Genomic DNA, 15684 nt, shown 5'->3' on the forward strand with positions numbered 1-15684 from the left:
AAAATGACCCGAATGGGCTTCACGGTTTTCGCCCCAGCGCCTAAATGGAAGGCTTCCATGAAAGCTTTTCCCCCCCTCGGCACCGGTGTCTTTCTCCTGCTCACGACCTCATTTTCCGGAGCGGTCACTTGGGACAACTCGTCGCTCGACGGCAGCTGGTCGGAGCCGACGAACTGGGATGGCGATGTCGAGCCAAGCTCAGCCGATGACGTGGTGTTTCCGCTGGGACTCGGCGGCACGATCACGACGAACTCCACGGAGAACGCCCTCAGCCTGAGCTTCGATGACGACTATCTGCTCGATGGCGGGACGGTGGCTTTGGCGTCGGGAAACAGCATCACGGTGGCCGCCGGCAAGACGGCGACCATTTCCTGCTCTCTGAACATCACCGACGGCCTGACCAAGCTGGGTGACGGCCGGCTCGTGCTCGAGGTGAACAACACCAATGCCGTCGGCAACACGATCAGTGCCGGAACGCTGGTGGTGGCCTCGAACAATGCCCTTGGGGGCTCGGGTTCGGTGACGACCGTAAATTCGGGAACGGTGCTGGAAATCGCCGACGGGATCGCGAGCAGCCGGAACCTGACCTTGATGGATGGTGCGACGATTTTCGGCGTCGGGGCAGCCACCAACAACGGTAAGGCGACGATCGATGCCGGTGCGACCGCGGTGACGCTGCAGACCGGGCTGGCGACGGATGTGTTCACCATGGGGAACGGCACCAATGATCTGACGGGCGGGTCGTCGGCGACGGTGATCGACATTGCCGGTCCCGGGACGGTCCGCTTGGGAGGCGGTAGCGACTTCCCGGGTTCGTGGGTGCTGCCCGGCGGCGTGTTGGAACTCGCGTCTTCGACCGCCCTTGGGAACCAAACGTCGGAGTCGGTCACGCTTTCGGGAGGCACGCTTTCGGCGCGGCTAAACACCTCCACGGACTTCGGTGCCGGTTCGCCGGCGGCCCAGCTGATCATGACCGCTGACAGCGGCCTGCGCAGCGATCGCTCGGGAAACGGGAGTGGCTCGACCCACACCTTCGGCACGCTGTCGATGGGCACGAACACGCTGACGGTGGATCCGGGCGAAAACGTGATCAGCGGCACCGCCTCGATCGTGCTGGGAGACGTGACCTTGTCGGGAGATCCGACGTTTGCGGTGAATGACAGTCTGGTGGCAGGTGCCCGGTTGGAGATCGGCACGTTGATCGGCGGCGGAGTGGCCCGGGCGGTGGTCAAGACCGGTGACGGGGATCTGACCCTGAACGGAGGGACGACCGATCTGCCTGCAGGATCGAGTTTTGTTGCGACCGGCGGAGGGGTGATCGAGCTGGACTTCGGGTCCCTGGGCGCGGCCGGCACGGTCGCAATCACCGATGCCCAGAACCCGCTCGGTGCCGCGAGCGTTTCGATCACCGACGGCGGGCTCACCCTGCTTGCCAACGGCTCCGGCACGAACGCGGTCCAAACCTATCAGTTGGGTAACTCCTTCGTTCTCGGCGGGACGTTCACGCTCGATGCCAACCGGCTTTCGGGCAGCAACACCAACAAGACCTTCGAACTGCCCGGGGCAACGCTTCTCGCCGGCACCGAGCTGACAATGGTGGGCGACCAATTGCACGGCGTCGCACTCTCCGGGCCGCTCGCTTTGTCCGGGGATGCCACCTTGAAAGGGGTCGACATTACGAGTCGCGACGGCCTTCTGACCTTGGACGGCGGAATTACGGGAAGTGTCGGAGACGCGCTGACCATCGAAGGCGGAACGAGTCCGCTGAATCTCACGATCAACGCTTCGGGGACTTACGGCGGAGGCACGACGGTGACCGGGAGCAACGTGATCCTTAATGCGGTCGATGCGCTGGGCACCGGGCCTCTGCTGATGGAAGGTGGTGACGTATTCGTCAATGTGGCCGGGGCTCTGAACGGCACGGTGACGGTGAACGGCGGGACGCTCGAAGTGAGCGGCTACGATCTGCTCGCGAGCAACGCGTTGGTGATCGGTGGCGGCACGGTGGAAATTCGGAACAACACCGGCGACACCGTGCCGACGACAAGTTTGAGCGTGAGCGGAACCAGTTCGCTTCTGGTCGGCAACAACGGCAGCGGCTTCGGGCAAACGATGATCTTCCCGCTGCTGTCGGTGTCCGGTGACACCACGCTGTCGCTTCTGAATTCCAACGGATTCACTCCCGAGATCCAGGCGCTCGATCTCGCGGGCAATCTGACCCTCGACCACAACATCACGGCGCGGATCGGAGGCATCACCGAAGATCTTTCTCCCCGGACCTTGCTCAAGACCGGTAATGGAACGCTTGAGCTGAATGGTGCTGGCACGCACAGCGGCGGAACGGAGGTGCTGGCGGGCGTGCTGCTGGTGAATGATGGCTCGGCCCTCGGCTCCGGCGACCTGACGATCGGGGATGTCTCGGGCACTTCGAATGCGATCGCCAGATTCGCGGCCGGGCTCAACATTCCGAACGACATCGTCGCCCGCAGCGGCAGCACCGGAACGCTGACACTGGATGCGACCAGCGGAAACGTGACTTGGACCGGCAATGTCGACCTGCAGCAGACGCTGAACCTGGACAATGGCAGCGGTTCGCAGTCCTCGACATTGTCCGGCGTGATCAGCGGAGCCGGAAATCTGGTCAAGGTCAGTGCCGGGGAAGTGATCCTCGGTTCCGCCGCGAACACCTTCGGCAGCGGCGCCGCGGACAGCGTGATGATCAGCGACGGGGTGCTCACGGTTGCCTCGGATGGCGCCCTCGGCAATCCGGCAAACGGCGTGACGCTGGACGGCATCGACGGCGTGCTGAGGGTGGACGGCACCTTCGGAACCTCCCGGACGATCACGGCCACGGGTACCTCGACCGGGGTCGGCGTGACGGCCGGAAACGAGTTCACGGTCAATGTTCCGCTGGCCGGAGCCGGGACCCTCGAAAAGGTCGATGACGGCACGATGACCATCGCCGCGGGGGTCGATAGCAGCGGTCGGGGTGCGGCCGATACCGAGGTGGCGGGCGGCATCCTCCGGATCCAGGGACCAAAGGCACTGAGTGATTCGGGTCCGCTACTGATGAACTCGAACTCGGGAACGTTGGAGCTGTTGGTCGACGCGAGCACCGACTTCGGGCACCCGCTGACGATGAACGGCAACGGTCCGGTGATCCATGTCGACCGCGCGATCGGCGGCTCCGGCAGCAACGGGCGCCACCGGCTGGGCGACGCGACGACGACCGTCGGCGACCTGACGGTCACCGGCGACAACGGCTACGGGCTTTCGCTGGGAGCGTTCACCGCAACTTCCAACAGCTCGCTGACGAACGAAGCGCCGGCCGCACTTCAGGTGGATTCGATATTGGGAGATCCAGGGAACTTCACCCGAACCTTTACGGTCAGCGGGAGCGGTGACACCGAAGTGCTCGGAGCGATATCACAGGGGCCGGGGACGGGGGTCTTCCGTCTCACCAAAACGGGCGAAGGGACGTTCCGGTTCGGGACGAGTGTCGGCGGCTTCGGAGACATCGTCACGGTGCGCGACGGCACCCTCGACCTGAACGGTCTCACCTTCCTCGCCGAGAGTCTCGTGCTGGGTGGCGGGGCTTCGGTGGCCGGGGCCCAAATCGATACCGCTGGCGGCACCCTGCAGTTGGGGTCCGGGTTGACCTACAGCTCCTCCAGTCCGCCGCCCGAGGGTGCGGTCATCACAGGCACGGTCGATCTCGGCAGCGCCCTGCATACCTTTCAGGTCAACAATAGCACCGGAGCGGATCAGGATGTGACCATCGACGGCCCGATCGTCGGGACCGCGGGAGCGGAGATCGTGAAGGCGGGGAGCGGGACGTTCCGGATGACCGGGGCGGGGAACAGTTATCCGGGGCCGACCTCGATCACATCCGGTGTGGTGGAGCTTGGAAAATCCGCGGGTGATGCCGTGCCCTCCGGCGGACTCGTGATCGAAGGAGCGGAAGTGTTGCTGACTGCCGGGTCGCAGATCAACGACAGCGCTTCGGTGACGATGGATGGCGGCGGCGACACGGTTCTGGATCTTGCGGGTTTCAGCGAGACGACGGGATCGCTCTCGCTGACCCAGACCGGCACTTTCAACTACACCGCGATCCGTACCGGCGCCGCGGGAACGCTGGTCCTCAATGGGGATGTCTCGCTCAACAACAACACGAGTTCGACCTTCTCGGATGGCCGTGAGGTGGTGATCACCGGCAGCGGCGACAAGTCGACCCCGACGACGGACGGCACGCTGGATCTCGGTGGTGCCGTGCGCACGATCGAGGTCTCGACCACCACGGTCGGAACCTATGAGCCGAATGCCAACGCTACGATCGAAACGCAGATCATCAACGGCGGCATCATCAAGACCGGATCGCGCACCCTGTTTCTCGACCACCCGAACAACACCTTCGCCGGCGGTCTTGTGATTGCCGAAGGTTCGGTGAGACCCGCGACGGCCGGTTCGCTCGGCACGGGGCCGGTGAGCTTCGATAGCGCCAGCGCGCTGGACTCGGGGATCGACCTGACCGCCTTCACCGGCACCTACGCCGAGTCGTTTTCGATCACCGGCGGCGGATCGGGCAGCACGATCATCACCTACGCGGGTCCGGCTCCTTCGACGCTGGAGTTGAGCGGTGGATTCACCCTCGAGCGAGACGTTGGCTTCGACGTGGTGAACGGCAACATCGATGCGGCGATTTGTGCGGTCCTCGACGTCACGGGAACCATCGACGACGGGGCGTTCACGGCCGGCGTGGCGAAGTATGGCGACGGTCTGCTGGATCTTTCCGCCGGCAATACCTACTCCGGAGGTACCAGCGTGTTCGGCGGAACCCTGAGAGTTCCGGACGGAACCGCCCTTGGCGACGGCACTGCGGCGATCACGATCGATGGCGGCTGCCTACATACCCTCGGCTCGGTCGCGGCACCGGGGGATCTGGTGTTCGGAGCAAGCGGCGGCAGCCTCCGGGTGGATGCCTCGGCCACGGTCGATGTCCCCGGCAACGTGGCTTGGGATGCTGGCCAGGTCGGGCTTTTCGGTGCGGGAACCACGGTGCTTTCCGGGACGTCCAGCGGTGCGGGGGGTGATCTTCTCCTCGGCGGGCCGACCGCTTTCGCACCCGGGTTCTTCAATGACGCCACCGCCAACGGGCACATTCTTTCCCTTCGCGGCACGGCGACGCTGCCGGCGGGCAATCTGAATATCGTCAACGACGCCGTGCTGGAACTGGGTAGCGGCGATCTGACCCGTCCGCTCGGCACCAGTCCGGGCGAGGTGCAGATGGAAACGGCGGTCGGCGGCGGCTTTGCGGCGTATGGCGCCGATCGTGTGGTGAATCTCGGCGGGCTCTCCGCCACGGTGGTGATGGGACAAACGCCGTTCCTCTACAAGAACGTCAGCGGCAATGATTACGGCAAACTGATCTTCGGTAGCCCGAACGCGACCCACCAACTGGAATTCCAGAACCCGATCGAACTCGACAACGGTCTCACCTTCGTAAGCCGGAAAATGGAGATCCGGGACGGTGGCGGAGCGATCGACGCGCTGCTTTCCGGCGGGCTTTCGCAAAGCGCGGACCCGAATACGACTTATACTTCGCTGGGGCTCTACGGGGATGGTGTCATGGAAATCTCCGGGCCGATGAGCGGAGAGATCGAGATCTTCGTGGAAGACCCGGTGACCTTGAGGCTGACCGGGTCGAACACGATGGCCGGCGGCGACTACTACGTGAATCATGGTACGATCTTCATCGGTGGCGATGCCAGTTTCGGTGACCCGGACGACATTTTCATCGAGACGCCGGGGACCTTCGATGCTTCGGCTCTGACGGGGCCGGTCGGACTTGATCCGAGCGCCTACTTCCAGATGGACGGTACGTGGCTGGGTAGCATTTCGACGCCCTCTTACTTCGAAGGCCACGGATCCATCAGCGGCGACCTTCATCTTCTTGCCGGTAGCGAATTCTTCCCGAATACGGGCGGAACGCTGTCGGTCGGCGGAGACTTCACTCTCGACGCGACGGCCGTCATCGATCTCTTCGCCAACGGACTGGTGCCCGAAACCAACTTCAACCGGATGGAGGTCGCCGGGGCGGTGAATCTCTCCGGTGATCTCGACATCAGCGTCTCGAACCTGTCGCTGGGCGATTCGGTAGTGATGCTCCTGAATGACGGGGTCGACCCGATCAACGGCACCTTCACCGGGTTCCCGGAGGGTTCCGCCATCGCCCTCGGAAGCGGACTGGCGATCGAGCTGACCTACCAAGCCAACGGTGACGGCGGTGCGGTGGGGAACGACTTCGGATTCACGGTGGTTGTCGACACCTTCAGCGCTGACTTGAACCTCATCGCGGACAGCCCGCTGTCGATTGCACCGGGCGAGGAGATCGTCATCGACTACACGATCGAGAATACCGGAGGCACGGCAGTCGGCGACGGAGCGCTTGAGATCTCGCTGCCGGCGAACGCGACATTCGTCAGCTCCACTCCTGCGGGCACCCTGGCAGGCAGTCTTCTGACCATCACCCTGCCGGCGCTCGCCGCACCGGATTCGACGACGGTGGAACTGCGTTTGACCGCACCCGGGACTCCGGAGGTGGTGGAGGTGTGGTCGTCGGTCTCGACCGCCGAGTTCGAGTCCGACTACACCGACAACGGCTACTTCAATTCGATCGCGGTCCTGCCGGGAGGTGCTCCGGCTCTCGATACGTTCGGCCTGAACGGGTTGGGTGACCAGTTCGACCTCTCCTTCCAGACCGTCTCGGGGGTGGTTTATGCCATCCAGAGCTCGAACGATCTGGTGGTCTGGACCGAAGAGGTGATCATCGAGGGCGATGGCAATCCGTATGCCGGGAGCTTCACCGTGGATCAGGATCGGGAGTTCTTCCGCGTGGTGATCGTGTCGCAGAACGGGAGCAACGGCGGGGGTGAGTAGAGCTTGGGCTTTGCGCCGGGGCATTACGGGCGTAGAGGCAGCGCAGTTCATGAAACGGATCACCTCCATCGCGCTCGCCCTCGTCGTTGTCGGATTCGCCAGTGCCGAACCGGTCGAGTCATCTCCACCGGCCGCGGTGGATCTGAAGCCGATCGCTGGTAAGCCGTGTCGTCTGTTTCTGCTCGGCGGTCAGTCGAACATGGACGGCTGCGGGAAGGCGACCGAGTTGCCGGAGGAATACCGGAAGCAGCTTGGCAACGTCATGATCTGGGACAACCGGCGGAAGCTCTGGGTCAGGCTGACGGAGGACACCACGGCGATCGCCCGCAAGTTCCAGTTCGGGCCGGAGATGGCATTCGCGCACCGTCTGTCGAAGGAGTTTCCCGACGAGACCATCGCGCTGATGAAGACCTCGGCCGGTGGAACCAAGCTCCACACCCAGTGGCTTCCCGGGAAGGGGATGCACGGGGCATTCGTCCGCAACTACGAGGCGGCGGCTGCGGATCTGGAGGAAGCGGGTATCGCTTTTGAGGTGGGCGGGATGTTGTGGATGCAGGGCGAGTCGGATTCGGAGACGGTCGAGATGGCGAATGCCTACGAGGCGAATCTGAAGAAGCTGGTCGATGATGTCCGCGAGCGGACGGGCAAGCCGGCCTTGCCGATCGTGGTCGGACGGATCTCATCGAGCCTGCTAAAGAAGACACCGTGGAACTTCGATCAGGCGGCGATCGTCCAGGCGGCGCAGGAATCGGTCGCCAAGGCGGATCCGAACATCGAGCTGGTGCAGACCGACGACCTGCCGACCCTCAAGGACAACACGCACTTCAACAGCGAAGGCCAACTCACCCTCGGCAATCGCATGGCCGACGCGATGCTGCGGCATAGGTCGAGTCCAGCGGAGTGAATTTTGTCCGCGGGGGCGGGACATCCGCGGGGGGAGTGAACTTTTGATGGCTTTTGCTTTCGCGACGCGGGAGTGGCGGGCATGAAGAGGGGGTATGGATCGTCGGGTGTTTCTGGGCTGGGATCAGCCATTGTTAGGGCGGGTGGTGGATTGGCTTTGGGAGCGGCGTGGCGAAATGCCCGGGATGACCGTAGTGGTGCCGACCGCTCAGGCCGGCCGGCGGTTGCGTGAGGCGCTGGCGGAGAAGGGGCCGTGTCTGGCGCCCCGTGTGGTGACTCCGGGTGCCCTGCTTCTGACCGAGGAGGCGGCCCCGCCCTCGGCCGAGGTTCTGGCGTCGGTGGAGGCGCTGGAGGGCGTGTCGGATTGGTCGAGGTATTCGGCCGTCTTTCCCATGCCGCCGGGGCAGGATGAGGAGCGCGGCTGGGCGCTGCCGCTGGCGAACTCGTTGATGACGCTCGAGCGTTCGTTGCAGGAAGCGGGGCTGACTTTGGACTCGGCGGCGAGGCGGTTGTCGAAGTCGTTGGAAAGCGATCGCTGGTCGGAACTGGCGGACCTTTGTCGACTCAAGGATGCGATCCTTTCGGAGTGGGGCATGGTCGGGCGATCGAAGGCGTTGGAGCGCCGGGTGACCGAGACGGTGGAGGGAAGGGTGGTAATGGCGGGAGTGCCGGACTTGCCGGATGCAGCGGTGCGGCGACTGGACGGCGCGGACTTCGTCTGCCTGATCGGTGCTCCGGACGGCGAGAGTTTCGATGACTATGGACGCCCGGTAACGGAAGCGTGGAAGGAACGGCTGATGGATTTGCCGGAGAATGGCTCGGTCGGGCTCACGGCGGATCCGCGTCAGCAGGCCGAGCGGGCGGTGGCACTCGTCGCATCCGCGGCAACCCCATCGGACCAGCTTGCGCTCGGGTCGGCAGACGACGAAACCGCCGAGGAGCTGGTGCGCGCGTTCGGCCGCAGCGGTTGGACGATTCACAATCCGGCGGGCGGAGCGGTGTCCCGGGTCCGTGGCTGGCTTTCCCTGTGGCGGGCGTGGCTCGGTCGTCCGGACGTGGCAACCGCGATCGACTTGCTTGGCATGCCCGAGTCCCGTGCTCTGACCGGAGGGATGCTGATGCAGCGCGTCCGAGCGCTTTCCGAAATGCGCGACCGATGGCTGGTGGTGTCGTCGGCGGATGTCGCGAGGGTCGAAGAGAGGGATCGGGCACGCCAGCGGGAGGATGAAGAGCCGATGGCACCCTTGGGTTCGGAGACGATGGAACGCTTGGGTGCGGTGCGCGGCGCGTTCATCCGTCAGCCGTTTGGCGAGGCGATGCGCCGGTTGCTTGAGCGGGTGGATCCCAAGGGGGAGTGGCGCGAGGTTCACGACTGGCTGGCGGACATGGAACCGGTGATCGCAAAGGTCCGCCGTGACGCGGCCTTCTGGCTCGATCTGTTGGTGGCGGGCTTGTCCGAAGGTGTGAAGGATGCTCCGGATGGTCGGGTGGCCGACGTTCAGGGTTGGCTGGAGCTGCTGCACGAACCGGGCGAGCACCTGGTGGTTTGCGGGATGAACGAAGGCCGGGTGCCCGCGGCTCCCGTGACCGATGCCTGGCTATCGGAAGGAGTGCGCGAGTTGCTCGGTCTGACGACCGATGCACGCCGTGCCGCACGGGACAGCTATGTTTTGTATGCGCTTATGGCGTCGCGGCAGGATGCCGGGCGGGTCGACCTGCTGCTGGCGAAGTCGAGCGCAGATGGTGATGCGCTTCTTCCTTCGCGGCTGCTGCTCTCGGCCAAGGGTGAGGAGCTTGCCCGACGGGTGAAGTTGCTTTTCGACGAAGTCGAGCCGCCGGATGCCGGGATGAAATGGGAGCGCGATTGGGAATGGAAGGTGCCCGTGGTGGAAATGAGGCCCCGGCTCAGCGTGACCGCGCTGCGCGATTACCTCGCCTGTCCGCTGCGGTTCTATCTGAAGCACGGGGTGGCGATGTATGGACGGGAGCCGGAGCGGGTGGAGTGGAACGCGCGCGACTTCGGCAATGTGGTGCACATCGTTCTCGAACGCTGGGGACTGGATGAGGAAGCGCGTGAGTTCTCGAAGTCCGAGGCGCTGGAGGAGTGGCTGCATGCCGAACTGGTCCGCGTTGTCGGGGAGTTGCACGGCGACTCGCCGCCGCTGGCGGTGAGGATTCAGGCGGAAGGTGCCCGTCAGCGCCTGTCGTGGTTCGCCCGTCTCCAAGCCTGCGAGCGGGCCGACGGCTGGCAGGTCGAGTCAGTTGAGAAGAAGTTCGAACGGGAAGTCGATGGCGTGGTCCTCGTCGGCAAGGTCGACCGGATCGATCGCCACAAGGACGGCCGGCGGCGGGTGGTCGATTACAAGACCTACAACAAACTCAAGGACGTCGAGAAGGACCACCGGGTGGGCGTGACGGCCTCGACGGTGCTGCCGCCCCATTTGGAAGGCGTCGAAGCCGTGCTGGGAACGAATGCCAAGGGCAAGCCGGTCCGCTGGACGAATCTCCAGGTGCCGCTGTATTCGGTCGAGTTCGGACCCGTCGATGCGATGGGCTACATCGTCATCGGCGCGTCGGAGGGTCAGGTCGGCATCTCGCTTTGGGAGGATTTCAGCGATGCCGATCGCGACTCGGCCCTCGCCTGCGCCGAATGGGTGATCGGGAAGGTGAAACAAGGGGTTTTCTGGCCTCCGGCGGAGCGGGTCGAGTATGACGACTTCGATCTTCTCGGATCGGGCCGCGTGCTGGGCGACATGGTGGAGGAGGTGGCGCGATGAAGGACATCCTCGCCAAGAACCTGCTCATTCTGGCCTCTGCCGGATCGGGAAAGACCTACCAGCTCGGCAACCGCGTGATCGGGCTGGTCGGCGGGCGGGGTGTTGACCCCGAACGCATCGTTGCCCTCACATTCACGCGCAAGGCGGCGGGGGAGTTTGCCGACTCGGTGCTGTCGAAGCTGGGCGGTGCGGCGCTCGACCCGAAGAAGGCGGCCGGGATCGTGGATGACATCGGTGAGCCGGTGGAGTTTTCGGAAACGCTGGAGAAGGTTGTCCGGGCCTTGCCGAGGTTCCTGCTCGGCACGATGGACGGATTCTTCGCCCGTGTTGTACGAGGTTTCCAGTATGAGCTGGGTCTCACCGGCGGGAAGTTCGAGCTGGTCCAGGGGCCGAAGCTGGATGCCGCCCTCTCGGACATCCTTTCCGATATCCTCAGCAACGCGCTGGAAGGCGGCGAGGCGGAGGAATTCCTGCATGCGTTCAAACGTGCGACCGTCGGCCGTGAGGAGCGCGGCGTGAGCGAGCCGCTCGGCAAGTTTTTCAATGCATGGCACGGACGACTGAAGTCCGGAGCGGACCGGAGCGGGTCGGGCTTGGCGACGGCTTTCGGAGAGCTTCCGGACGTCGGTCGGTGGGAGGAGGAGAAGCGCGGCTTCGCCAAGTCGCTGAGGAAGACCGTTTCGACGATCGAGTGGTCGCGGAAAGGGCAGGATGCCGCCTATGGCAAGTTGATCGATCTGCTGGAGCTGCACACGATCGGCAGCGGTTCGCTCACTGGTGCGGGCAAGCTGTTCGACGGCGTCTGCGAGTGGCTGCAGGCGGGCGGCCCGATGGTGCTGAAGCACTATAAGGAGTTCACTCCCGGGCCGGCCGCGGAGGATGCGTTCCGCGGCATGCTCGAATTGCTGGCCGGCTGCGAGTTGGCGGCAGCCGTCGAGCGGACCCGGGCGGTGCTCGAACTGGTCGCGCGCTTCGACCGGGAATGCGAGCGGCGCTTGCGTCGTCGCGGGATGCTCGGCTTCGACGACGTCAAGGTGCTGATGGGCGAATGGGCGCGCAGCGAGGATGCGCGGTTGCGGCGCGAAGCGGTGGATTTCCGACTGGATGCCCGCTACGACCACTGGCTGCTCGACGAGTTCCAGGACACCAGCCGGGCCGAGTGGCGGGGCATGGCGCCGCTGCTCGACGAAGCGGCGGCGGATCCGGATGGGACACTGTTCGTTGTCGGCGACGTCAAACAGGCGATCTACGGCTGGCGCGGGGGAGAAGTGCGGCTCTTCGACGAAGTGAAGAACCACTATTCGGGGAATCTCGAGGTCGAGACGATGCCCGACTCTTGGCGTTCCTGCAAAGCGGTGCTCGATCTGGTGAATCGCGTGTGTGGTGACCGCGCGACAATTTCGGACCTGTTCGGTGAGCCTGCGGCCGATCGCTGGCCTTGGGAGGAGCATGTGGCGGCGAAGCCGGAGCTGACGGGCGAGAGCCGGGTCGAGGTCGTCGAAGGGAAGACGGAAGATCGCTACGTCCGGATGATCGAGTTGATGCGGGAACTCGGTGTTGGAGAGAAGGAACTGAGTTGCGGTGTCTTGGTCCGGACCAACAGCCAGCTGGCAGTGGTTGCCGAACTCCTCCGCTCGGAAGGATTCGATGTGATCGAGGAAGGATCGCGCAAGCCGACCGTGGACAACCCGGTGGGTGTGGCGCTTTCCCAACTGGTCGCATGGCTGGCGGATCCGGCGGACGATTTCGCGAGAGGGACCGTCCGGATGTCGCCGCTCGAAGCGGTCCTCGCGGGTCGTTTTGGAGAGGGCGACTGGAAGCTGTGGGAAGGACTGACGGCGGAGGCGGGCGAGTTGGGCTTTGCCGGAATGCTCGAGGCGGTGATCGAGCCTGTCTGGGAGAGCCTGTCGGAGTTCGGTCGCAGGCGCGCGGGAGATGTGATCGGCGCGCTGGCGGCCTTCGATGCCGGCGGTGGTGTTGGAGCGCGGGAGGCGTTGCGGTGGATTACGGACCTCGAGATTCCTCAGAGCCCGGGAACGGCAGCGGTGCAGGTGATGACCGTCCACAAGTCGAAGGGGCTCGGCTTTGACGTCGTGATCCTGCCCGAGATCGAGGACAAGCAGGTGCCGGATGCCGGAAAGTTCGACGTGGCCTCCGGTGACGGATGGTTGTTGCAGAATCCGGCCGGGTGGGTGCGGGAGCAGTTTCCGGCGTTGCGGGATGCCGAAAGGCGTTGGGGAGAAGAGCAGTGCTATGAAGCGATGTGTGTCCTCTATGTCGCGCTGACCCGGGCCAAGCGCGGGCTTTATGTCCTCCTGCCCGCACCGCCGAAGAGCCGGAAGGAAGCTGATGACTTCGCTTCGCCGGCGAACTGGATGATGCGTGCGGTGGGAGGGGATGCGGCGGGCGTCGTGTGGCAGTCCGGAGATGGCGATTGGTGGAGGACGGTCAAATCGAGAGACTCCGATGGGGAGAAGCCGGAGATGCCTGCTTTGGTGGGAGGTATTCCGATGCGGGAACGCTCGACTCCCAGCGGCGAGAAGGCGGAGACATCTGGAGCGTCGGGTTCATCCGGTGGCCGGAGGTTCGGGAGCGAGGTTCACCGGGTCTTTGAAGAAGTGGGCTGGCTGGATGAATCGACTGCGAGTCTTCCCGACAGCGATGCCGGCAGGTTGGTGGGAGAACTACTGGAGGTCCCGGAGATCCGGGCGAAATTCGAAAGGGCCGGCCGGACGATCGAGCGGTTCGTCGAGCAGCCGGTCGAGTGTCTGCTCGATGGCAAATGGATGAGCGGGATCATCGACCGCCTCCATGTCCTCGATGGTCGCAGGAAGCTCGAGGTGATCGACTTCAAGACGGATGCCGTGGAGTCTCCCGAGGAATTGCGGGAGCGGTATCAGGGCCAGATGGAAGCCTATCGCAAGGCACTGGCGATGATCTATCCGGATGCCGAAATCGAATGCCTCCTGCTCAGCACGAAACTGCGGAAGTGGGTCGGGGTTTGATGGGGCTGCTGGATAACGCCGGGGACTCTTTGCTAGCACCGGATGGAACCGCCAAGTCGCCAAGGACGCCAAGACAACACAGCGTCTGTGAATGGCTTTTCTTTGCGCTCTTGGCGTCTTGGCGGTGAATCTTCAAATCACCGGGCGGGTTCGATAAGGGAGGCTAGAGCACAAAAAAGGCCGGCTCCCGGATCGGGAACCGGCCTTGGGAAAAGTCACGGACTTCAGTGATTGACGTCCATGGCGGCGTACTCGCCATCCTTGCGGCGCCAGAGGATCACAAGGCAGTCGCGGCGGGCGCTCTTGTAGAGGATGAACGGCCGGTCGGTGAGCTCGAGCTCCATGACCGCGTCTTCCTTGTACATCGTCCGAAGGCGGTAGTTCTCGCGGTGCACGATGAACGGCTCCGGATCGTGTTCCGACTCTTCCGGGTGATCGAGAGCGCTCTCGTCGTAGTAACTTTCGTCGATGTAGCGGATCGACTCGTTGCGATGCGGGCGGCGCTTCTTGAGCAGCCGGGTCTTCTGCTTGCGCATGCGGCGGGCGATCTTGTCGATCGTCTCGTCGATGGCGGCATACATGTCCTGTCCTTCGGTGTGGGCCTCGATGACGATGTGGTTGGCACAGAAGAGTAGGATTTCGGCGATGTGCCGGTTCTTCTGAACATCGAGAATGGCCTTGGCTTCGATGATGCGCGGGTAATCGAGGTGCAGACCTTCGATCTTTTTCTGGGCGTATTCGCGCAAGGAGTCGGTCACGGACTCGTGACGGACCGTCACCGTAATGGGCAGGTTCACGTTTTCTGTTTGCATCTTGTTTCTCCTATTAGGTTGGGTGTTTCGGCCATCCGGGTCTAACCGGATTGACCACCTAGCACAGTGGAGCAAAGAAGCCGGGTGTGCCATGCCGATCTTGGAAAAAATGCGGCATCGTTTGCTCACTCATGGTCCGTGGCGTTTGTCATGAGCCAGCGTCCCAATTCCGGAGCATTCCGGGCCACGCGATCGCCCAGATCCGAGGGGTCATGGTAGCCCCAGGCAACGCCGATGAACGGGATTCCCGCGGCCTCGGCGGTGGCGCGGTCAACGGTTGAATCACCAATGAATCTCACGCCTTCCGGTCCGATCCGCCATGTTTCAAACAGCGGCACCACCGCGGCAGGGTCCGGCTTGCGGGCGGATCCGTCGCGCTGCCCGACGACGAGGTCGAAGGGGTCGGAAGGAAAGAAGTGACGGACGATCTCGCGAGTGAATGCGTCGGGCTTGTTGGACAGCACCGCCATGCGGAAATCCCGAGCCGCGAGCTCTTCAATCAGTTCGGGAATACCGGGGTAGAGGAGCGTGCCGTTCTTCCAGCCGGTCGCGTAGTGCCGCTTGAAGTCCATCTCGACGGTCAGCGCGAGGCTGTCGGGTGCGTCTTCGGGCACTGCCCGTCGGGCGAGCTGATAGGATCCGTTGCCAATGAAGTCGCGGACCGCCGGGTGGGGGTGCGACGGCAGGTCGGCTTCGGCGAGGGCGCGGTTCAGTGATTCGGCGATGCCGGGAAGCGAGTCGACGAGGGTGCCGTCGAGGTCGAAAATCAGGGAGGGCTGCACGGGCGGACCTTGGCCGCCGGCTCGGATCGGGTCGACCCCGGAGAGCAGATCAGTAGGTGATCAGGCTGACCAACTCGGCGTCGCTGAATTCCGAGGGATGCTCGGCGGCGACAAGGAGGGCCTCGGTGCGGACCATTTCGTCCAGAGCCGCGAAGCTGTCGGCCGCTTCTGCCGGAAGCTCGACGATATCCGGCTGGGTCGGCGTGGTGCCGGATTGCTGCGAAACGACAAAGATAGCGATGGCGGCGGTAGCAGCGGTTGCCAGTCCGCCGACGGTGAGCGGCACCCAGAGGCGCTTCCACCACGAATCCTCGGTGCCCGAAAGACGGGCGGCGCGCACGACATCATCCGCGAACCGGGGACCGGCTTCGTGGCGTGGCGATTGGCGCAGAAGGTCCCAAATGGGGTCCTTCTCAAGGGGCTCGTTGGAGAGATCGCGCTTCATGGCTGACAGGATTCTGTCGGTTTG

Annotated in this window: 7 protein-coding genes; 4 read left to right on the forward strand and 3 right to left on the reverse strand. The window is 64.0% G+C overall.

The genetic code is table 11. From position 1 onward, the window contains the following. Positions 1-57: 57 nt before the first annotated feature. The 4 genes from HAHE_RS15995 to HAHE_RS16010 all read left to right on the forward strand — a co-directional run bounded on the left by HAHE_RS15995 (position 58) and on the right by HAHE_RS16010 (position 13621). Positions 58-6936, forward strand: a complete 6879-nt coding sequence (locus tag HAHE_RS15995; RefSeq protein WP_338685803.1) for a beta strand repeat-containing protein — start codon at positions 58-60, stop codon at positions 6934-6936. 49 nt (positions 6937-6985) lie between these two features. Then, entirely contained in the window at positions 6986-7840 is an 855-nt protein-coding gene (locus HAHE_RS16000) for a sialate O-acetylesterase (RefSeq protein ID WP_338685805.1), read from the forward strand. Positions 7841-7934: 94 nt separating this feature from the next. Continuing rightward, positions 7935-10616, forward strand: coding sequence for a PD-(D/E)XK nuclease family protein (locus HAHE_RS16005; RefSeq protein ID WP_338685806.1), 2682 nt, complete (start codon positions 7935-7937; stop codon positions 10614-10616). Next, on the forward strand, positions 10613-13621 hold the full coding sequence (locus HAHE_RS16010) for a UvrD-helicase domain-containing protein (RefSeq protein ID WP_338685807.1): 3009 nt from the start codon (positions 10613-10615) through the stop codon (positions 13619-13621). The genes HAHE_RS16005 and HAHE_RS16010 overlap by 4 nt, the downstream gene beginning before the upstream one ends. A gap of 224 nt (positions 13622-13845) precedes the next feature. Here HAHE_RS16010 and hpf read toward each other — a convergent pair whose 3' ends face one another. From hpf to HAHE_RS16025, 3 genes are all read right to left on the reverse strand, one after another. Then, positions 13846-14433 (reverse strand): ribosome hibernation-promoting factor, HPF/YfiA family, encoded by a 588-nt coding sequence (gene hpf, locus HAHE_RS16015; protein ID WP_338685808.1) that lies wholly within the window; start codon positions 14431-14433, stop codon positions 13846-13848. Positions 14434-14558: 125 nt separating this feature from the next. Further along, the gene (locus HAHE_RS16020; protein ID WP_338685810.1) at positions 14559-15215 is read right to left on the reverse strand and encodes an HAD-IA family hydrolase; all 657 of its coding nucleotides are present in this window, start codon (positions 15213-15215) and stop codon (positions 14559-14561) included. Positions 15216-15264: 49 nt separating this feature from the next. Then, positions 15265-15660, reverse strand: coding sequence for a hypothetical protein (locus tag HAHE_RS16025; RefSeq protein WP_338685811.1), 396 nt, complete (start codon positions 15658-15660; stop codon positions 15265-15267). Between the last annotated feature and the right edge of the window lie 24 nt (positions 15661-15684).

Source organism: Haloferula helveola (genome assembly GCF_037076345.1).
Lineage (GTDB): Bacteria > Verrucomicrobiota > Verrucomicrobiia > Verrucomicrobiales > Akkermansiaceae > Haloferula > Haloferula helveola.

Excerpts from the sequence above, each read along its gene's own strand:
- HAHE_RS15995 (WP_338685803.1), top strand. The coding sequence starts at position 58 with ATGAAAGCTTTTCCCCCCCTCGGCACCGGTGTCTTTCTCCTGCTCACG.
- HAHE_RS16000 (WP_338685805.1), top strand. The coding sequence starts at position 6,986 with ATGAAACGGATCACCTCCATCGCGCTCGCCCTCGTCGTTGTCGGATTC.
- HAHE_RS16005 (WP_338685806.1), top strand. The coding sequence starts at position 7,935 with ATGGATCGTCGGGTGTTTCTGGGCTGGGATCAGCCATTGTTAGGGCGG.
- HAHE_RS16010 (WP_338685807.1), top strand. The coding sequence starts at position 10,613 with ATGAAGGACATCCTCGCCAAGAACCTGCTCATTCTGGCCTCTGCCGGA.
- hpf (WP_338685808.1), bottom strand. The coding sequence starts at position 14,433 with ATGCAAACAGAAAACGTGAACCTGCCCATTACGGTGACGGTCCGTCAC.
- HAHE_RS16025 (WP_338685811.1), bottom strand. The coding sequence starts at position 15,660 with ATGAAGCGCGATCTCTCCAACGAGCCCCTTGAGAAGGACCCCATTTGG.